This window comes from Nitrospirillum guanabarense, assembly GCF_034653355.1.
Classification (GTDB): Bacteria; Pseudomonadota; Alphaproteobacteria; order Azospirillales; family Azospirillaceae; genus Nitrospirillum.
Genome location: NZ_JAYEER010000004.1, coordinates 1887636 through 1907044 on the forward strand (window position 1 = coordinate 1887636; position 19409 = coordinate 1907044).

General features: G+C 67.9%; 20 protein-coding genes, 1 pseudogene and 1 riboswitch. Of the genes and pseudogenes, 10 read left to right on the forward strand and 11 right to left on the reverse strand.

Annotation, left to right across the window (positions count from 1 at the left end):
• Positions 1-194: 194 nt before the first annotated feature.
• The 3 genes from trxB to UAA55_RS26770 all read left to right on the forward strand — a co-directional run bounded on the left by trxB (position 195) and on the right by UAA55_RS26770 (position 3292).
• Positions 195-1163, forward strand: coding sequence for a thioredoxin-disulfide reductase (gene trxB / locus UAA55_RS26760; RefSeq protein ID WP_322956619.1), 969 nt, complete (start codon positions 195-197; stop codon positions 1161-1163).
• 297 nt (positions 1164-1460) lie between these two features.
• Complete coding sequence (locus tag UAA55_RS26765) at positions 1461-2375, forward strand: LysR family transcriptional regulator (protein ID WP_088871934.1); 915 nt, start codon at positions 1461-1463, stop codon at positions 2373-2375.
• Between the two features lie 731 nt (positions 2376-3106).
• A complete protein-coding gene (locus UAA55_RS26770; protein ID WP_322956621.1) occupies positions 3107-3292 on the forward strand; it encodes a hypothetical protein in 186 nt (61 codons plus the stop codon).
• A 31-nt stretch (positions 3293-3323) separates the two neighbouring features.
• On the opposite strand, the gene UAA55_RS26775 is transcribed toward UAA55_RS26770, so the two are convergent.
• From UAA55_RS26775 to UAA55_RS26805, 7 genes and pseudogenes are all read right to left on the reverse strand, one after another.
• Positions 3324-4493 (reverse strand): aminotransferase, encoded by a 1170-nt coding sequence (locus UAA55_RS26775; protein ID WP_322956624.1) that lies wholly within the window; start codon positions 4491-4493, stop codon positions 3324-3326.
• Positions 4494-4657: 164 nt separating this feature from the next.
• Positions 4658-5032, reverse strand: a complete 375-nt coding sequence (locus tag UAA55_RS26780) for a hypothetical protein (RefSeq protein ID WP_322956626.1) — start codon at positions 5030-5032, stop codon at positions 4658-4660.
• 236 nt (positions 5033-5268) lie between these two features.
• Positions 5269-6822, reverse strand: coding sequence for an aminomethyl-transferring glycine dehydrogenase subunit GcvPB (gcvPB, locus tag UAA55_RS26785; protein ID WP_322956628.1), 1554 nt, complete (start codon positions 6820-6822; stop codon positions 5269-5271).
• Positions 6822-8165, reverse strand: coding sequence for an aminomethyl-transferring glycine dehydrogenase subunit GcvPA (gcvPA, locus tag UAA55_RS26790; RefSeq protein ID WP_322956630.1), 1344 nt, complete (start codon positions 8163-8165; stop codon positions 6822-6824). Before gcvPA ends, gcvPB begins: the two co-directional genes overlap by 1 nt.
• Complete coding sequence (gene gcvH / locus UAA55_RS26795; protein ID WP_322956632.1) at positions 8165-8539, reverse strand: glycine cleavage system protein GcvH; 375 nt, start codon at positions 8537-8539, stop codon at positions 8165-8167. Before gcvH ends, gcvPA begins: the two co-directional genes overlap by 1 nt.
• Positions 8540-8611: 72 nt before the next feature.
• A pseudogene (gene gcvT / locus UAA55_RS26800) lies at positions 8612-9726 on the reverse strand (glycine cleavage system aminomethyltransferase GcvT).
• Between the two features lie 224 nt (positions 9727-9950).
• Positions 9951-10056, reverse strand: a riboswitch (glycine riboswitch).
• Between the two features lie 141 nt (positions 10057-10197).
• On the reverse strand, positions 10198-10695 hold the full coding sequence (locus UAA55_RS26805) for a hypothetical protein (protein WP_322956634.1): 498 nt from the start codon (positions 10693-10695) through the stop codon (positions 10198-10200).
• Between the two features lie 312 nt (positions 10696-11007).
• On the opposite strand from UAA55_RS26805, the gene ispH reads away from it, so the two are divergent.
• Both ispH and UAA55_RS26815 read left to right on the forward strand, forming a co-directional pair.
• On the forward strand, positions 11008-11955 hold the full coding sequence (gene ispH / locus UAA55_RS26810) for a 4-hydroxy-3-methylbut-2-enyl diphosphate reductase (RefSeq protein ID WP_322956636.1): 948 nt from the start codon (positions 11008-11010) through the stop codon (positions 11953-11955).
• Between the two features lie 128 nt (positions 11956-12083).
• Positions 12084-12671 carry a methylated-DNA--[protein]-cysteine S-methyltransferase gene (locus UAA55_RS26815; protein WP_322956638.1) on the forward strand — a complete coding sequence of 196 codons (588 nt, stop codon included), beginning with the start codon at positions 12084-12086 and terminating at the stop codon, positions 12669-12671.
• Positions 12672-12823: 152 nt separating this feature from the next.
• Here the strand turns inward: UAA55_RS26815 and UAA55_RS26820 are convergent, their stop codons facing one another.
• From UAA55_RS26820 to UAA55_RS26830, 3 genes are all read right to left on the reverse strand, one after another.
• Positions 12824-13096 carry a PspC domain-containing protein gene (locus UAA55_RS26820; RefSeq protein ID WP_322956640.1) on the reverse strand — a complete coding sequence of 91 codons (273 nt, stop codon included), beginning with the start codon at positions 13094-13096 and terminating at the stop codon, positions 12824-12826.
• 69 nt (positions 13097-13165) lie between these two features.
• Positions 13166-13843, reverse strand: a complete 678-nt coding sequence (pspA, locus tag UAA55_RS26825; RefSeq protein WP_322956642.1) for a phage shock protein PspA — start codon at positions 13841-13843, stop codon at positions 13166-13168.
• Positions 13844-13898: 55 nt separating this feature from the next.
• Entirely contained in the window at positions 13899-14051 is a 153-nt protein-coding gene (locus UAA55_RS26830) for a hypothetical protein (protein ID WP_322956644.1), read from the reverse strand.
• Positions 14052-14350: 299 nt separating this feature from the next.
• On the opposite strand from UAA55_RS26830, the gene UAA55_RS26835 reads away from it, so the two are divergent.
• Positions 14351-15343 carry a homoserine kinase gene (locus UAA55_RS26835; RefSeq protein ID WP_322956646.1) on the forward strand — a complete coding sequence of 331 codons (993 nt, stop codon included), beginning with the start codon at positions 14351-14353 and terminating at the stop codon, positions 15341-15343.
• Complete coding sequence (rnhA, locus tag UAA55_RS26840; protein WP_322956648.1) at positions 15340-15813, forward strand: ribonuclease HI; 474 nt, start codon at positions 15340-15342, stop codon at positions 15811-15813. The genes UAA55_RS26835 and rnhA overlap by 4 nt, the downstream gene beginning before the upstream one ends.
• A gap of 218 nt (positions 15814-16031) precedes the next feature.
• Here rnhA and UAA55_RS26845 read toward each other — a convergent pair whose 3' ends face one another.
• The gene (locus UAA55_RS26845) at positions 16032-16514 is read right to left on the reverse strand and encodes a peroxiredoxin (protein ID WP_322956650.1); all 483 of its coding nucleotides are present in this window, start codon (positions 16512-16514) and stop codon (positions 16032-16034) included.
• 308 nt (positions 16515-16822) lie between these two features.
• Here UAA55_RS26845 and UAA55_RS26850 point away from each other — a divergent pair, with 308 nt between their 5' ends.
• The 3 genes from UAA55_RS26850 (at position 16823) to UAA55_RS26860 (ending at position 19078) form a co-directional block, all read left to right on the forward strand.
• Positions 16823-17395 (forward strand): YqgE/AlgH family protein, encoded by a 573-nt coding sequence (locus UAA55_RS26850; RefSeq protein ID WP_322956652.1) that lies wholly within the window; start codon positions 16823-16825, stop codon positions 17393-17395.
• A 56-nt stretch (positions 17396-17451) separates the two neighbouring features.
• The gene (locus UAA55_RS26855) at positions 17452-18303 is read left to right on the forward strand and encodes a DUF3108 domain-containing protein (protein ID WP_322956655.1); all 852 of its coding nucleotides are present in this window, start codon (positions 17452-17454) and stop codon (positions 18301-18303) included.
• Between the two features lie 337 nt (positions 18304-18640).
• Complete coding sequence (locus UAA55_RS26860) at positions 18641-19078, forward strand: NUDIX hydrolase (RefSeq protein ID WP_322956657.1); 438 nt, start codon at positions 18641-18643, stop codon at positions 19076-19078.
• The last annotated feature ends 331 nt before the right edge of the window (positions 19079-19409 follow it).

Genomic DNA, 19409 nt, shown 5'->3' on the forward strand with positions numbered 1-19409 from the left:
CCCACGCCCATCAGCCCCCGCACTCCGGCAGGGCTGGACGGTCTTTTCTGTGACGTCTGACGTTGAGCCCGGGGCCGCTTGCCGGTATCGTCCCGCGTCTGAGTGAAACATCACGCCTGCCCCACCATATCTAGAGGGCGGCGAGGGCCCGGCCCCCAATCAAGGGGAGGCCCTCCCCTGCCAGGAACAGTTCCATGACCACCCATCGCACCAAGGTCCTGATCATCGGCGGCGGCCCCGCCGGCTACACCGCCGGCATCTATGCCGCCCGCGCCAACCTCCAGCCCATCCTGGTCCAGGGCATGCAACCAGGCGGCCAGCTGATGATCACCACGGAAGTGGAGAACTACCCGGGCTTCGCCCAGGCGGTGCAGGGTCCCGACCTGATGGAACAGATGCGCCAACAGGCGGAGCATGTGGGCACCACCCTGGTCTACGACGTGATCACCTCCGTCGACTTCAGCCAGCGCCCCTTCGTGTGCAAGGCCGACAGCGGCGATGAGTTCGTGGCCGACACCGTCATCATCGCCACCGGCGCCCAGGCGCGCTGGCTGGGCGTGGCCGGTGAGCAGGAATTCCAGGGCGCCGGCGTCTCCGCCTGCGCCACCTGCGACGGCTTCTTCTTCCGGGGCAAGGAGGTCGCGGTCATCGGCGGCGGCAACACCGCCCTGGAAGAGGCGCTGTACCTGACGCACCACGCGTCCAAGGTCACCCTGATCCATCGCCGCGACGCCTTCCGCGGCGAGAAGATCCTGCACGATCGCGTCTTCGCCAATCCGAAGATCGAGGTGCTGTGGAACCACAAGGTGGACCGGGTGCTGGGCAAGGGCGGGGCGGCCGACGGTGGTTTCGACCTCAACAACCCCAAGCAGGTCACCGGCCTGGCGTTGAGCAGCACCCTCACCGGCGAAGGCCGCGAACTGGCGTTGGACGGCGTGTTCGTCGCCATCGGCCACGACCCGGCCACCGCCATCTTCAGGGGCCATGTCGAGATGGACGACGAGGGCTACGTCATCACCGCCCCGGACAGCACCCGCACCAACGTGCCCGGCGTGTTCGCCGCCGGCGACGTGAAGGACAAGGTCTTCCGTCAGGCGGTCACCGCCGCCGGCATGGGCTGCATGGCGGCACTGGAGGCCGAACGTTTCCTGGGCGGCCACTGACGCCGAAGCGGCCCCGAGTTCATCGAAGCGAGCGCCGCCGCCTTGGTACGGCGGCGCCCTTCTTTGTACTAATTCGCGGTACCCGTTCGCGAATTTGGCGTCGGGGCGTTGCCAAAACGGCACGCTGCGGTGCTAAAATGCCTTATCAGTCTATGGGCTAACCGTGTGGACACCCACAATCGGTAGCGTCTTGGACAAGCTGGGTATATATTCTTTGCATGGCGGCCTGCTTGAGGCCGTCATTTCCGACGGTCCCACTACCGGGATCGCAACGTCTTTGACGCATAAGGACCGGGAATGGACTGGGACAAGCTTCGCGTTTTCCACGCGGTGGCGGAGGCCGGCAGCTTCACGCATGCCGGCGAGACCCTGAACCTCAGCCAATCGGCCGTCAGTCGGCAGATCAGCGCGCTGGAGGAAAGCCTCCATGTGCCGCTGTTTCATCGCCACGCCCGCGGCCTGATCCTCACCGAACAGGGCGAGCTGCTGTACCGCACCGCCCGCGAGGTGTTCGCCAAGCTGTCCATGACGGAGGCGATGCTCTCGGAAAGCAAGGAGCACCCGAAGGGCCCGCTCAAGGTGACGACCACCGTCGCCTTCGGCTCCACGTGGCTGACCCCGCGCATCCGGGAATTCCTGTCGATCTATCCGGACGTGCAGCTGACCCTGCTGCTGGACGACAACGAGCTGGATCTGTCCATGCGTGAGGCGGACATCGCCATCCGCATGGTGCCGCCGCGCCAGCCCGACCTGATCCAGCGCCACCTGATGACCGTGCGCACACACCTTTACGGTCACCGCACCTATCTGGAGAAGCGCGGGACCCCGGAAACGGTGGAGGATCTGCAGAAGCACGACCTCATCGCCTATCCGTCCGACGCCAAGGCGCCGGTCCCCAACATCAATTGGCTGCTGGCCCTCGGCGACCCGCCCGGCGGCGAGCGCGACACCATCTTCCGCGTCAACAGCCTGTATGCCCTGTACAAGGCGGTGGAGAGCGGCCTGGGCATCGCGGCCATCCCCGACTACATCATCTCCGAAAGCAACCCCGACTTGGTCCGCATCCTGCCGGACGTGACGGGTCCCCGCATCGACGCCTACTTCGTTTATGCCGAGGAATTGCGCCATTCCAAGCGCATCGCGGTCTTCCGCGACTTCCTGGTGAAGAAGGTCGCGGAAACTTTCCCTGCGACGCATGCGCCTACCGCATAGCTGAGACGGCTAATCACCCCTTTAAACGGGGCATCAAAAGATTAAATATTGGCCATCGGATGTTGCGACGCAGCATCCGATGTTTCCTCCAGGATGCCCGTCCTGGAGTGGGCCTTCGGGCCCAACGTCTCCCAGACGTGAAGCCTCCCTGTTCAACTCGCCGGTAAGTCTTCGACTTACCGGCAGTTTTTTTACTTGGTGGTTGCAAAGTACCCCATTGGGGTTACTCCCGGGATGACTGCGGCGCGCAGGCTCGGGGCTCTCTGGTTTTATCTGCCTGATCCATTCCAACCGTCGCGCATTCCATGCCGGGATGAGGACGGGTCATTGCCGTTTTGCGTCCCGTCCGGGCTCAAGTGTTAAAGCCCCATCGACTTGCGACGCTCCTGTAGAACGTACGGATGGGAGACGAGAATGACTGGACCTGCGGCCTGGGGGGCGACCACAGTCTCCCGATTCCCTTTACAAATTCAGAATTCCACCCTGCGTCTTCTGCATGACTATTGGGATATTCTGCGCGGCGACCGCGCCTTTCCCCAAAGTGCCGAAGTCGAGGTGGTGGATCTGCCAGTGTCACCCGGCGGCATCATGCTGGTGGACGTGGCCCCCAATCAGATGGCCTTCACCCTGCACTGGGTCGGCACCGATTATGTTTTGTGGCTGCGCCGCGAGTCCACCGGGCTGCAGCTGGAGGATCTCCCCCCTCCCCCAACACCGTGCCCTTCGCCCAGATGCTGCGCCGGTGCGCCGATAATGGCCTGCCCCAGACCCGCAGCCTGCCGGCCGTCCCCTCCATGACCATTCCCGCCGCCGAACTGGTGGTGATGCCCCTGGGTGGGCCGGACGGGAAGGTTTCCCGCCTGCTGGTCGGCTGCGCCTTCGACCGTAAGCGCCGGGGCCTGCACGTCGTCGGCTGATTTTTTTTGCGCCGCGGCTGGTAGCGCTACCTCAGCGCCCAAAGAACTCCTTCAGGCGCATGACGGCGCTGTCCAGGATGGCGTCCTGCTTGCTGAAGCAGAAGCGGATGAGGTGGGTGGGCGCTCCCTCCTCGTAGAACGCGCTGACCGGGATGGCGGCCACGCCGGCGTCGGTCGTCAGCCGCCGGCAAAAATCCGCATCGTCCTCGCCTGGGCGCAGGCCGCGGGCGCCGGTGATGTCGGCCACCACGAAGTACGTGCCCTCCGACGGCAGCACCGGAAGCCCGGCCGATTCCAGGCCGGCCGCCAGCCGGTCGCGCTTGGCCTCCAGCGCCGCCGCCAGCAGGCCGAAATAGGCGTCGTCCTTGGCCAAGCCATAGGCCACCGCCGCCTGCAGATTGGGCGGGGTGGTGAAGGTCAGGTACTGGTGCGCCTTGGCCACCGGCTGCAGCAGGTGCGGGGGCGCCGTGACATAGCCCACCTTCCACCCCGTCAGCGAAAAAGTCTTGCCGGCGGAGCCGATGCGCAGGGTCCGCTCCCGCATGCCGGGCAGGGCCATCAGCGGCACATGACGGCGGCCGTCGAACACCAGGTGCTCATAAACCTCATCGCACACCGCCAGGCAGTCATGGGCGATGATCTGGTCCGCCAGCACCCGCAGTTCGTCCGCCGACCAGACCTTGGCCGCCGGGTTCAGGGGGTTGTTCAACACCACCAGCTTGGTCCGCGGGCTGAAGGCGGCGGCCAGCTCATCCGGATCCACGGTCCAGCCCGGCGGTCGCAGGCGCACGAAGCGGGGGATGCCGCCCGCCCGGCGGATGATGGGAACATAGCTGTCGTAGAGCGGCTGGAACAGCACCACCTCGTCGCCCGGCTCGATGAGGCCGAACAGGCAGGCGCCCAGCGCCTCCGTGGCGCCGGAGGTCACCATCACCTCCCTTTCCCAGTCCACGTCCAGGCCGTAGAAGCGCGCGGCGTGGGCGGCCACGGCCTGGCGCAGGGCCGGCAGGCCCATCATGGGCGGGTACTGGTTGTTGCCCTCCAGCAGGGCGCGGGCGGCCACCTGCAGCACATCCTCCGCCCCCCGGTCGTCGGGAAAGCCCTGGCCCAGGTTGATGGCGTTGTGCGCCCCCGCCAGCCGGGACATGGCCTCGAATATGGTGGTTCCGTATTCCGACAGGATGGCGTTACCCGATCGCACCAACGTTCCTCCCACCCGTCTCCGGGCCGCCTCATATCCGACCCATGCGTGATGCCTATCGTCCCGGTCAATCAAGGAATGGTCAAGGCGTTGAAAAGACAAAGGGCCGCAGCGTGATATCCACGCCACGGCCCTTGCCGGGATTGTCAGGACGGGAAGGACGCTCAGGCGTTGCCGGCCGGCGCCTGGAAGGCCAGGCTGGGCACGCTGTCATTGGCGGCCACGTCGTTGGCGGCGGCCAGCACCTGGGCGGGCACGCGAACCTGGGCGCGATGGCGATGACGCCAGGCGTCAAAGCGGCCAAACAGGGGACGCACCAGCCGCGGGGCGTGGTCGCGGGCCCGCACATAGTGCCGACGGGCGGAGACCGAGCTGCGCAGCACCATCAGGCCGCCCACCGCCAGCAGCGGCGTGGAGACCGGGCCGGGGATGGGCAGCGACAGCACGCCCAGGCCCATGACCAGCCAGCCGGAGGCCTGCAGCGCCGGACGGCGCAGGCGGGCGATCTCGACCCTGGGCAAACTGGCAACGGTCAACATGGGGGTGGGTCCCGGCGGAAGGTCGCGGCGTCGGATCGGCCGCGTGGTGAGTGATGACGGGAGATTTGGCCGAAATTGAGATGGAAGCTAGGCCCCCCTGGGGCAATGCCGATTTGTGTGCGCTGCAACCCGATTGGGTAATCCGGTGGAGGCAGCAAAGAAAAAGGGCGGAACCCAAGGATTCCGCCCCTTTCCCAATGATACACCCGGGCCACGGTGGCGGCCCGGAACCGCACTCACGCCGCGGGCGGCGTCCAGCGCAGGACTGGCTTGCGCGCCGCGGCCGTTTCGTCCAGGCGACGACGCGGGGTGTACCGGGGAGCGGCCAGGAAGTGGGCGGCGTCGCTCGCCTTGGCCTTGCCCGCCAGGTGACGCATGGCGCCGATGAACTGGTCCAGCGTGGCCTTGGACTCGGTCTCGGTCGGCTCGATCAGGAAGGCGCCGTGCACGACCAGGGGAAAATACATGGTCATGGGATGGAAGCCTTCGTCGATCATCGCCTTGGCGAAGTCGAGGGTGGTGACGCCCGTGTCCTTCAGGAAGCGGTCGTCGAACAGGGCCTCATGCATGCAGTAGCCGTCGAACGGCACGCTCATCAGGTCCTGCAGCCGCGCCTTCACGTAGTTGGCGTTCAGCACGGCGTCGCTGGAGGCCTGGCGCAGGCCGTCGGCGCCGTGGCTCATGATATAGGCCAAGGCGCGGACGAACATGCCCATCTGGCCGTGGAAGGCCTTCAGGCGGCCGAAGGGCTGGGCATCCCCCTCCACCTCGCCCGCATGCTCCACCAGGCGGAAGCCGTCAGCCCCGTGCACCACGTAGGGCAGCGGGGCGTAGGGGGCCAGCGCGTCCGACAGGACCACCGGGCCGGAGCCCGGGCCGCCACCGCCGTGCGGGGTGGAGAAGGTCTTGTGCAGGTTGATGTGCATGGCGTCCACGCCCAGGTCCGCCGGACGGACCCGGCCGACGATGGCGTTGTAGTTGGCGCCGTCGCAGTAGAAATAGCCGCCGGCGGCATGCACCGCGTCCGCGATCGCCTTCACCTGGGGCTCGAACAGGCCGCAGGTGTTGGGGTTGGTCAGCATGATGCAGGCGACGTCGGGGCCCAGCTTGGCCTTCACCGCCTCGACGCTGACGCGGCCGTTGGCCTCGGCCGGGATGGCATCCACGGTGAAACCGCAGAAGGCCGCCGTGGCCGGGTTGGTGCCGTGCGCGGACTCCGGCACCAGCACGCGGGTGCGGTTGCCCTCGCCCCGGGCCTGCAAGGCGGCACGGATGGCCATCAGGCCGCACAGCTCGCCATGGGCGCCGGCGGCCGGCGACATGGCCACCGCCGGCATGCCGGTCAGGGTCTTCAGCCAGTGGGCCAGCTGGTCGATCAGCTCCAGCGCCCCCTGGACGGTGGACTGCGGCTGCATCGGGTGGATGTCGCCGAAGCCCGGCAGGCGGGCCAGCTTCTCGTTCAGGCGCGGGTTGTGCTTCATGGTGCAGGAGCCCAGCGGGTACATCGCGCTGTCGATGCCGAAGTTCTTCTGGCTGAGGCGCGTGTAGTGGCGCACCACCGTCGGCTCCGACAGGCCGGGCAGGCCGATGCCGGTGCGGGCCTTCAGGCCGCCCAGGCGGCTGGCGACGGCCGGGGCCGCCTCAAGATCCACGCCGGTGACGCCGGGGTTGTCCAGTTCGAAGATCAACGGCTCTTCATGCACCAGGCCCTTATGCCCGGTGAAGGTGCCGACATCGGTGCCCGCCGTCGACTCCGCGTCGGGGGTGGTCTTGCGTCCTTGGGTGTTCATCACAGCGTTCCTCCCAGGGCCTTAACCAGGGCATCCATGTCGTCTTCGGTGGTCGTCTCGGTCACCGCCACCAGCAGCAGGTCGGCGAGGTCCGCCTGGCCGGGGTGCAGGCGGGAAACGGGCACACCGGCCAGGATCGGTTCCGCGGCCAGCGTGTCGACCAGGGCCGCCGCGTCGCCCTTCACCTGGACGGTGAATTCGTTGAAGAAGCCCTGGTTCAGCACGGTCACGCCGGCCGCGGCCAGCTTGTCCGCCAGCTGTACCGCCTTGGCGTGGTTGAGAGTGGCCAAACCGGTGAAGCCCAGCTCACCCAGCAGCGACAGGTGCATGGTGAAGGCCAGCGCGCACAGGCCGGAGTTGGTGCAGATGTTGGAGGTGGCCTTCTCTCGCCGGATGTGCTGCTCGCGCGTGGAGAGGGTCAGCACGAAGCCGCGCTTGCCGTCCGCGTCCACCGTCTCGCCGCAGAGGCGGCCCGGCATCTGGCGCACGAACTTGTCGCGGGTGGCGAACAGGCCCAGATAGGGGCCGCCGAAGTTCAGGCCGTTGCCGATGCTCTGGCCCTCGGCCACCACGATGTCGGCCCCCATGGAGCCGGGCGACGGCATCAGGCCCAGGCTCACCACCTCGGTCACCACCACGACCAGCAGGGCGCCCTTGGCGTGGCAGGCCTCGGCCAGCGGGGTCAGGTCGGCGATATGGCCGAACAGGGTGGGGTTCTGCACGACGACGCAGGACGTCTTGTCGTCGATGGCCGCCGCCAGGTCCTCGATCCCCTTCGGATCAGCCGGCAGGGTCACCAGCTCCACGCCCAGTACGCCGGTGGTGGTGGCGGTGACGTCGCGGTAGTGCGGATGCAGGCCGCCCGACAGCACGGCGCGGTTGCGGCGCGTGACGCGGTTGGCCATCAGCACCGCCTCGGCGCAGGCCGTGGCGCCGTCGTACATGGAGGCGTTGGCCACATCCATGCCGGTGATCAGCGCCACCTGGGTCTGGAACTCGAACAGGTATTGCAGGGTGCCCTGCGTCACCTCGGGCTGGTACGGCGTGTAGCTGGTGAGGAACTCACCACGCGTCAGCAACTGGTCCACCGAGGCCGGGACATGGTGGCGGTAGGCGCCGGCGCCCAGGAAGCTGGGGCAGCTTCCGGCGGGCACGTTGCGGGCGGCCAGGCGCGACAGGGCGCGTTCCACCTGCAGCTCGCCCTGGTGCGGGGCCAGACCCGCGATGGGCTGGGTCAGGTGGGCCGCCGCCGGCACGTCGCCGAACAGCGCGTCCACCGACGGGGCGCCGATGGCCGCCAGCATATCCCGCCGGTCGGCCTCGGTCAGGGGCAGATACCGCATCAGTGCTGACCTTCCACGAAGGCGTCGTAGGCGGCCTGGTCCATCAGGCCGTCCAGCTGGGACGGGTTGGCCAGCGTCATCTTGAAAAACCAGCCAGCGCCCTGCGGGTCGCTGTTCACCAGGGACGGGTCCTCGACCACGGCCTGGTTGCCCTCGACCACCGTGCCGTCCACGGGCGCGAACACCTCACTGGCGGCCTTCACCGATTCCACCACGGCGGCGTCCTTGCCCTTGGTCAGGGCGCGGCCGGCCTCGGGCACCTCGACGAACACGACGTCGCCCAGTTGCCCCTGGGCGAAGGTGGTGATGCCGACAGTGGCGACGTCGCCGTCCAGGCTGATCCACTCATGGTCTTCGGTGAAACGGATGGTCATGGTTCTGCTCCTCGGGGGAAAGGCGTTCAATGGCAAGGCGGGCCCGGCACCGGCCGGGCCACGCGATAGGGATCAGCCGCGGTAGTAGCGCTGCGGCACGAAGGGCATGGCGGCCACCTTGGCCGGCAGGGCCTTGCCACGCACCATCAGCGATAGCGGCGTGCCCACGGCGGCGCTGGCGGCGGTGACGTAGCCCATGGCGACCGGGGCGTTGGCGCTGGGACCGAAGCCGCCGGAGGTGACCTCGCCCACCGTCTGGCCGGCGGCGTCCTGCACTTCGGTATGCTCGCGCGCCGGCGCCCGGCCCTCGGGCTGGATGCCGACGCGGTAGCGCGCGGCGCCCTCGGCCAGCTGGCGGCGGACGATGGCGTCGCCGGGGTAGCCCCCTCCTCCCGCCGGCGCTTGGAGATGGCCCAGGTCAGGCCGGCCTCCACGGGCGTGGTGGTGGTGTCGATGTCATGGCCATAGAGACACAGGCCGGCCTCTAGGCGCAGGCTGTCGCGGGCGCCGAGGCCGATGGCCGCCACCTCGGGCTCCGCCAGCAGCAGGCGGGCCACATCCTCGGTGCGGTCGGCATCGATGCCGATCTCGTACCCGTCCTCACCGGTGTAGCCGGAGCGGGCGATGGTGACGGGGATGCCCTTCAGGCTGGCGGTCACCATGGACATGAAGGGCATGGTGGCGACGTCGGGGATGAAGCGCGCCAGCACGGCGGCGGCGGTGGGGCCCTGCAGGGCCAGCAGGCCCCGGTCGTCGCCCAGGTATTCCACCTCGATGCCCGGCAACCCCGCCGTCAGGTGCGCGATGTCCGGCACCTTGCAGGCGGCGTTCACCACCAGGAACAGGTGATCGCCGCGGTTGGCGATCATCAGGTCGTCCAGGATGCCGCCCTGGTCGTTGGTGAAGAAGCTGTAGCGGATGCGCCCTTCCTTCAGGGCCTTCAGTTCGCCGGGCACCAGCCTTTCCAGGGCATCGACGACACCGTCGCCGCGCAGGATGACCTGGCCCATGTGCGACACGTCGAACAGGCCGGCCTGCTCCCGGGTGTGCAGGTGCTCCTTCAGCACGCCCAGGGGGTATTGCACCGGCATGTCATAGCCGGCGAAGGGCACCATCTTGGCGCCCAGCTCGCGGTGCAGGGCGTTCAGGGGAGTAACGAGCAGGGGCGAATTGGTTTCACTGGCCATAAGCGCTGGGACTCCCGGCGGACGAGTTCCTCCCGCACGGACGGATTCCGTGCGGGCTCGCCCCCCTCTGTCCCGGACCCTGAGAGATTCACGGGCGGCAACCTGTCACCAGGCGTGGCCCGCTTACTCCGTCGGTGGGCTTGTGGCCTCGAACGCCGGAAAGCCACCCCGGTGCCGGGATGGTTCAGGCGTTGCTATGAGGCCGGGCCGCTTTCCAGATGCGCTTCTTCCTCGCGGTCCTTTTGCCTGAGAGTTTCCGGGGGCGGTTGCTCCTTCGGCGCCGGCCCAAGCGGGTAGCCCACTGGGGCCGGTCTCTCCCGCGAGGTGTCATCAGCTTCGCGAGCGCACCCTAATCCAAAGGGCCCCAAAAAGTAAAGGCGGGCCGCTGCCCCGCGACCCGCCTTCCTGGTGGTTCCCCGGCCCTGGCGCCCCTGCCCGGCCGGCCGAACCCTTGACACCGTGCCTTCTATCTCACTTCGCGGCCGGAACCGGCGGCGCCGGCGGCTTGGAATTGAAGCGGATGTTGGCCTCAAGCTGCTCCGGCGTCAGCTGGAAGCCCACCAGCACCTCGTAGTAACGGCCGTCGACTTCCGGGCTCAGCGGGATGAACTGGGTCAGCCGCTCCACCGAACCACCGCTGCCGGTGCTGACGTCCAGCGTGATGTTGTAGGTCTGCTTGGTCAGGATCTTGCGGTCGGCGTCGGTGACGGCGACGAAATAGGTCAGCGGCAGCGGGCCGCCGGTATAGGCCGAACCGGTGCTGGCGCCCACCCGCAGGTTCTCGGTCATGGTCACGCCCTTCTCGCTGTACTCGCAGCGGCCCTCGATATTGGGCATCACCGCGGTGTAGCTGAGCTGCCCATTGGCGCCGGGAACGCCCACCGATGAGGCGTCGCGCACAATGGCCACGGTCGGGCAGCCGGGACGGTAGCCGACGTTCTTGTTGGCGCATGCCGCCAGCGACAGCATGAGAGGCATCCCCAAAAGCAGGGCCAGGCGGCCGCGGGTGCCTTTCCTGGTGGGCGAACCTATATTAGTGTCCGTGTGGATGTTCATTGAAGCGGGGCTCGTCTGGAGTTGGACGCCGGCCGGCGTCGGGGCCACGCGACAATAGAGAAGCAGCCATACCGGCACAAGACATCGCCTGCGCCGTCCCTATATTGAGGGGCGACAAGATTTAACGTAACGGCGCTGGCGATCGACGGACGCGCCGTTTTATGATCCGCCGCCATGATCGGCCCCGTATCCGGGGCTTACCGGAACCGAGTAGACCCAATCACCATGACCAAGCCGACGCTCAACATCCTCCTGGCCTCCCCGCGTGGTTTCTGCGCCGGTGTGGACCGCGCCATCCAGATCGTGGAGGTGGCGTTGCAGCGGTATGGCGCGCCGGTCTATGTCCGGCACGAGATCGTGCACAACCGCTTCGTGGTGCAGGGCCTGGAGGCCAAGGGCGCCATCTTCGTGGAAGAGTTGGACGAGGTGCCGGACGGCCGCCCCGTGGTGTTCTCCGCCCACGGCGTGCCCAAGTCGGTCCCGGCCGAGGCCGAGAACCGGCAGATGCTGTACCTCGACGCCACCTGCCCGTTGGTATCCAAGGTCCATCGTGAGGCGGAGCGTCATTTCGCCGATGGCCGCCAGATCATCCTGATCGGCCACGCCGGCCACCCGGAAGTGGTGGGCACCATGGGCCAGCTGCCGACCGGCGCCGTGCTGCTGGTGGAATCGGAAGAGGATGTGCGCACCGTCCAGGTGGACGACCCGCTGAACCTCGCCTTCGTCACCCAGACCACCCTGTCGGTGGATGACACCGTGCAGATCGTGGCCGCGCTCAAGGCCCGCTTCCCCGCCATCGCCGGCCCGCGCAAGGAAGACATCTGCTACGCCACCACCAACCGCCAGACGGCGGTGAAGGCCATCGCCGAGAAGGCGGACGCCATCCTGGTGCTGGGCGCGCCCAACAGCTCCAACTCCATGCGTCTGGTCGAAGTGGCGGCCAAGCACGGCTGCACCAATTCCATGCTGGTGCAGCGCGCCACCCAGATCGATTGGTCCCTGATGGACAATGTGAAGACCCTGGGCATCACGGCCGGTGCCTCCGCCCCCGACATCCTGGTGCAGGAGGTCATCGAGGCCTGCCGCGAGCGCTATGATGTCCGGATCGAGGAAGTCGCGACGGCGGTGGAGAACATCACCTTCAAGCTGCCGCGCGGCCTGGCTGCTGAATAGATGGTCGGGCGCCGGAGGGGCGTCCGCCCCTTGGGCTAGTCCTCGCGTTTCAGTCCGCTGACGCTCCCAAAACGCTCCGGCGGCCGCGGTCGCCGCCTACGGGGCGTGGCCGAGCGAGAGTCCATGGCATGACAACACGCGCCTACATCCTGTTCGACACCGCCATCGGCACCTGCGCCGTGGTGTGGGGGCCGGATGGGATCGTGGGCGCGCAGTTGCCGGAGGGTGCCGCCGAGCGGGCGGAAGCCCGGCTCGCACGACGCTTTCCCGGTGCCACGGTGGCGGATGAAGGCGACCTGCCGTCCGTCATCATGGAGGCCAGGGCCCGCATCCAGGCCCTGATGGCGGGGAAGGCGGTGGACATCACCGACATCCCCCTGGACCTCACGGGCCTCGATCCTTTCGCCCTCCGGGTCTACGCCGTCACCCGCGCCATTCCGCGGGGGGAGACCCTGACCTATGGCACCGTGGCCGGCCGCATCGGCGCGCCCAGGGAGGCGGCACGCGCGGTGGGCCAGGCGCTGGGCAACAACCCCATCCCCATCCTGATCCCCTGCCACCGCGTCCTGGCGGCGGGCGGCGGCACCGGCGGCTTTTCCGCCCGGGGCGGCATCGACACCAAGTTCCGCATCCTGGCCATCGAGCAGGCCAAGACGGAGAACGAGCCGCCCAGCCTGTTCGACAGCCTGCCGTTGGCGATCAAACCCAGAAGCTGAGAGTTGGACGCCGAAAATGGAACCGGCCCCCGCCGCGCTGCCGGGCGTCCCTGGCCTGGTGGCCGGGTTCCCGGGGCGGCGGGGGCCGGTCGGGACGGTCCCCCGCGAACCGTCCGATGGCGCTATCCGATGACGCCACTGGGGCGACGGCCTTACCAGTGGGCGCGGTAGAAGCTGCGGCTGACGTAGATGTCCTCGCGGTCGGCGTATTGGCTGTCCAGCACCAGGGCCAGGGCGGCATAGACCAGCAGGGTCGAACCGGCGAAGCAGAAGAGGCTGATGACGGTCAGGATACGGACGAACAGGACAGGCAGGCCGGTGTAGCGCGCCAGGCCGGCGCAGACGCCGAACAGGACGGCGCGGCTGGGGTCCTTGGCCAGGCGGTTGCGGCGCATGGTGGCGGAAATACGCTGAAAGCTCCTCATAATCCCCTCTCCACTGTTCAATATGGGCGGGCGTATCGCGCGCCCGGGTCGTTTCGGATGGTCTTGTGATCAGGTCTGCGGGTTGGCGCGGCCGGCCACCCGGGCCTTCAGCGCCTCAAGCTCGGCGGTCACCTTGTCGTCGCCCAGGGCGTCGATCTCGGCGGCCAGGCCGCGCGGTTGGCGCCCCATCTCCATGACCTCGGCCTCGCTTTCCAGCAGGTCGATGTCGCGCTCCAGGGTGCCGTAATGCGACAGCGCCTCTTCCAGGCGGTGGTCGTGGATCTGGCTGCGCATCCGCAGGCGGGCGGTGGCGCTGCGATGCCGGGCCATCAGGCTGCCCTGGCGGGCCCGGGCGTCGGCCAGCTTGGCTTCCAGCCGCGCCACGTCGTCGGCGCCCTTGGCCAGGCTGTCGCTGATGGCCTGGATCTCGCGGCGGATGGGATCGGCGGCGTCGGCCAACCGGGCCTTGGCCACCAGGGCGCCCCGGGCCAGATCCTCGCGGCCCTTGGTCACCGCCAGCTCGGCCTTGCGGTCCCATTCCAGCAGTTCGAACTCGACATCGCGGTAGCGGGCCTCCAGCTCCTTGCGGCGGGCCATGGAGCGCACGGCTTCCGCGCGCACCTCCACCAGCGTGTCCTCCATCTCCTGGATGACCAGGCCGATCAGGCGCTCCGGGTCTTCAGCCCGATCCAGCATGGCGTTCAGGTTGGCATCGATGATGTCGCCGAGGCGGGAAAACAGTCCCATGGCAGGCGTCCTTGAGATGAGGCGGTGGCGGACGAAGGCGGTACTAAGGGAACGCTCAGAACAGGCTGACGATGGCGACCGACAGCAGGGCGGTGACGGCCAGCAGCGGCAGGTGGCGCACGAAGGACGACAGGGCCCGGCGGGTGTGGCCGGTGGAGGTGTGGGCGGTGAAGGTCCGGGTGGCGGCGGTCATGGTCAGGTCGGTCATTTCAATCCCCGTGAACGGAAGCTCGGTTGTCTCGGGGGCCGGTCGCCGGCGGCGGTGTCGGCCCATGTCCCCTTAAAAGCAACCGCCGTGCCAGTTCGGAACTGGCGCATTAACTGTTTGTTTTTGCTGCATAAAAATTTTCACCCCCTGATGCGAAAGGCAATGCTGTGTTCGTTTGCGCCACTAAATCGCCAAATTCACCATTCATGCCGCCAGCGGGCCGCCCTCCGGCCGGAAAAGGCGCGCGCCGGTCCCGGCGGCCATTGACCCCGGCTGGAAATCCCGCTACCTCGCAAGGCATGGCCGTCTATACCGAAGTCACCGATGAGGAACTGCGCGCGTTCATCGCCGATTACGCGATCGGCGAGGTGATCTCGTGCAAGGGCATCGCCGAGGGGGTGGAGAACTCCAATTACCTGCTGGTGACAACGGACGGGCCTTACATCCTCACCCTCTATGAAAAGCGGGTGAACCCGGCCGACCTGCCCTTCTTCCTGGGCTTGATGCGCCATCTGGCGGCGCGCGGCATCGTCTGTCCCCAGCCGGTCCCCGGCCGTGATGGCGAGGCCTTGCGCGTGCTGGCCGGCCGGCCGGCGGTGATCGTCACCTTCCTCACCGGCATGTGGCCCCGCCGCATCCTGCCGGACCATTGCGCCGCCTTGGGCACCGCCCTGGCCCAGTTGCACCTGGCCGGCGCCGACTACGCGACGCCCCGGCCCAACAGCCTGTCGCTGGACGGCTGGCGCGCCCTGGTGGCGGCGACGGCGGACGGCGCCGATGGCGTGAAGCCCGGCCTGAAGGCGGCATTGGCGGACGAGCTGGCGGCCCTGTCGGCGCTGTGGCCCGGCCGCGACGGCCGTCCCGGCCTGCCGCGGGGCGTCATCCATGCCGACCTGTTCCCGGATAACGTCTTCTTCCGCGACGGCGCCCTGTCCGGCCTGATCGACTTCTATTTCGCCTGCAGCGACATGCTGGCCTACGACGTGGCCATCTGCCTGAACGCCTGGTGCTTCGAGCCCGACGGCGCCTTCAACGTCACCAAGTCGCGCCTGCTGCTGGTCAATTACGCCAAGGTGCGACCGCTGACGGCGGCGGAGATGGCGGCCCTGCCCCTGCTGGCGCGGGGCAGCGCCTTGCGCTTTCTGCTGACCCGCCTCTATGACTGGGTGAACACACCCGCCGGCGCCCTGGTGAAACGCAAGGACCCGCTGGAATACCTGCACAAGCTGCGCTTCCACCAGCAGGCCCGCAGCCTGGCCGACTATGGCTTGGCGCCGGAGGATTTGACGTGACTGATACGCCCGCCGCCGCCAAAGCGCCCAGCCCGCGCGTGGAGATCTTCACCGACGGCGCCTGCAGCGGCAACCCCGGCCCCGGCGGCTGGGGCGCCATCCTGCGCTGGAACGGCACGGAGCGGGAACTGAAGGGCGGGGAGCCCGACACCACCAACAACCGCATGGAACTGATGGCGGCCATCCAGGCGCTGGAGACGCTGAAGCGCCCGGTGAAGGTGGACCTGCACACCGACAGCCAGTACTTGCGCGACGGCATCACCAAGTGGATCCACGGCTGGCGGGCCAAGGGCTGGCTCACCGCCGACAAGAAGCCGGTGAAGAACGTGGATTTGTGGCAGCGGCTGTCCGCCCAGGCCGACCGGCACGAGGTGGTGTTCCATTGGGTGCGCGGCCACGCCGGCCACCCCGAGAACGAACGCGCCGACCAGTTGGCGCGGGAAGGCCTGGCGGAAGCGCGCGGGCGTTAGTTCGTTCGCCTCAAACGCCGGCGGGCCATCCGGCCCCTGGCTTAGTCCTCGAATTCCCAGTCCGCCTTCGGCTCCCCGGAAATCTCCGGCGGCTGCGGTCGCGGCCTAGCCGGCTTCCGCCGGCGTGGCGGGTGCGCAACAAGATGGGTGGCGTCATAACAAAGGCCCGCGCCGGTTGGTGGAACCGGCGCGGGCCTTTTGGCGTTATGAGCCTGGTTTTACAGGTTCTTCAGCACCGCCTCGGCGCTGGACACCTCGAAGGCGCCGGGCTTTTCCACGTCCACCCGGGTCACGACGCCGTCGTCGATGACCAGGGCGAAGCGCTGGCTGCGCTGGCCCAGGTTGTAGGCGGTGCCGTCCATGGTCAGACCCAGCTCACGGGTCAGCGTGCCGTTGCCGTCGGGCAGCATGAACACGGTGTCGCCCACGTCATTGGCCTTGGCCCAGGCCTGCATCACGAAGGGGTCGTTGACGGCCATGCAGATGACGGCGTCGACACCCTTGGCCTTCAGCGCGTCGGCGTTCTGAATGAAGCCCGGCAGGTGCTTGGCGGAGCAGGTGGGGGTGAAGGCGCCGGGCACGGCGAAAAGGACGACCTTCTTGCCCTTCAGCAGGGCATCGGTGCTGGTCTCCTGCATGCCGGCATCGGTCAGGTGCTTGATCGAGACGCTGGGGAAGGTATCGCCAACCTGGATCGTCATGGACTGGAACTCCCGTTGATGTTTGGCCTGGAGCATAAAATGCCAGAGGTGCTGGATGGTTCAGGCCCTGTGGTTCTATGTCCCGCGGGGCGCGATGGGCAAGGGAAACGGTTTCCACCCCTTGTCACCCGGCGGCGCCGCGCAATATGACCTGAATAGGGACGGTTCCCCGCCCCCAGGGGCGACGGAACCTTACAGCCATGCTACGCTGAACGCATGGACAGGCAGTATGACAGCGCCGGCCAAGTGGGCCGGCCCCCGTCGGCCTCCTCTGGCGGAGGCCCGGGTGACAAGGGAAGGCGCCGGCCATGAAGGACACCACCATCCGACGTTTCCTGACCGGGCAACTGCTGGTCGCCATGCCATCCATGCCGGATGAGCGTTTCGCCCGCACCGTCATCTACGTCTGCGCCCACACCGACGACGGCGCCATGGGCCTGGTGATCAACCGGCTGTTCGATGGCATCGACGCCGGCGGCCTGCTGGAACAGCTGGGCATCGACGGCGGTGATCCCGAGGATCGGCTGCGCGTGCATTTCGGCGGGCCCGTGGAACCGGGCCGGGGCTTCGTGCTGCACAGCACGGACTATCAGCGCGAGGGGACGCTGCGGGTGGAGGATGAGGTGGCGCTGACCGCCACGGTCGACATCCTGCGCGCCATCACCGAGGGACGCGGCCCTCGCAAGTGCCTGCTGGCCCTGGGCTACGCCGGCTGGGCCGCCGGCCAGCTGGACCAGGAGATGCAGGCCAACGGCTGGCTGCACGTGCCGGCCGATGCCACCCTGCTGTTCGACGACGACATGGACACCAAGTGGGAGCGGGCCATCGCCAAGCTGGGCGTCAGCCTGCCCATGCTGTCGGCCGAGGTGGGACACGCCTGACGGCCCCCCCCGTGCCCGCCTTGCCGCCGCCATCTTCAGCCCGGAGGACGGCGGGCATGACGTCCCTCGCCCTCCGCCGCTCCGTCCGCATCGCCGCCCTGACGCTGGCTCTTCCGCTATGCGCTCACGCGGCTGAAACCCCTCAGCATCTGCGCCTGGGCTACGACGTCTATGTCGGCGGGCTGAAGATGGGCCGCATGACCCTGGAGACGGAGATCAAGGGCGACGACTACCGCGTCACCGTGGCGGCGGCGGCCGGCGACATGCTGGCCCGGCTGATCAAATGGTCCTACACCGCCGAGGCGAACGGGCGTTTCGGCGGGGTCAACGGCGTCGCCCCCCGCCACTTCCACAGCCTGCGCACCCTGCGGGACAAGAGCTGGGACGCGACCTTGAGCTACGCCGCCCCCTACGGCGCGCGCGACACGACCGTGACCTTCACCCAGACGCCGCCCCCCTCGCCCGACGACGCCAACGCCGTGCCGCCGGACCAGCGCCCCGGCACGGTGGATCTGCTGAGCGCCGCCGTCGCCATCAGCCGCCATGCCGAGGGTGGGGACTGCGCCAGCCGCCTGCCCGTCTATGACGGCCGTCGCCGCTATGACGTGTTGATGGAAAGCCGGCCCGGCCGCCACATCGAGAAGTCGGAGTACACGGTGTTCGATGGCGAAGCCATCGGCTGCCACGTCGCCATCCTGCCGGTCGCGGGCTTCCAGCCGGCGGGGCGCGGCAGCCAGAACTTCTGGACGGCGGCGCCGGATGGCAAGCCGCGCGGCTTCGACCTCTGGATCGGCCGGCCGGTGCCGGGCGGCCCGGTGGTGCCGGTGCGGCTGGAGGCGGGCGAGCTGTTCTTCACCCACGTCATCGGTCACCTGGCCCAGGTTGACGTCCTGCCGCCCTCACCCTGAGTCCGTCAGCATCGCGTCCGCCGAAGTCGGCCCCGGCCCACCGCCCATCCCCGTCAGGGGCGCCCCTTCCCACCCCTGACCATCTGGTCAGGATAGGCCGGATGGCGCGATGTCGGCCGCATGGGCCCGCCCGCGCGAATTTTGGTCTTAGACGGCTGAAAACGTTTACGGCTTGGCAACTGTTCAGGGATTATATGAAACAAGGACGCGGGTGTGCGATTGTGGCATGCCGCTACCGCCGCCCCGCTGGCTTCGACCCTTCAGACACCACCCTTTTCGATAAGGTGCCGTCCCCCTGTCCCACGCCGCCCCCTTTCTCGTTTCGGATCAACCGGCCATGAGCTGCGAGGCCACCGAACGCCAGTACGCCGCCATCCCCGTCCGGGTGCAGGACGGGCAGCTGCAGGTGATGCTGATCACCTCGCGGGAGACGCGGCGCTGGGTGGTGCCCAAGGGCTGGCCGGAGAAGAAGCTGAACGCCCGGGGCGTGGCCGCGAACGAGGCCTTCGAAGAGGCGGGGCTGGTCGGCACCATCCACAAGAAGCCGCTGGGCACCTTCCACTATTACAAGGTCATGCCCTCCGGCAAGCGCCTGCCCTGCGCCGTCGACGCCTATCTGTTCGAGGTGGAGCGGGAGTTGGACAACTGGCCGGAAAAAGGCCAGCGCGAACGCCGCTGGGTCAGTCCCTCGCAGGCGGCCCTGATGGTCGCGGAAGGCGGCCTGGTCAGCATCCTGCTGTCCCTGGCCAGCATGGCCGTGGATGAGGAAGGCTGAGGCATTCCCACCCGAGTCCCTGGCACCGGCCTTCCCACACCCTGGCGCGGGCCGCGTCCTGCGCCAGATGCGCTACACTGGTATTCCATTTTTTAAATACACCGTAGCTGGGCGATCACCCTCCGGCGCGCGTATCTAAATTCGCAAAAATGAATTAACAAATCATCCGTTTGCTATATTGTCTCAGCCAAAATGCATAAGAGATGGGCTGTGAACCGACATGCATGATCCAGGTCGCATTCGCCTGAGGTCCCCCGCGCGCCGGCGAGCGCCAACTGCGTGCGCGCACCGAACTTCTTCGTGCCCGGTACCGCCGGGCTAAGCCCCGCAT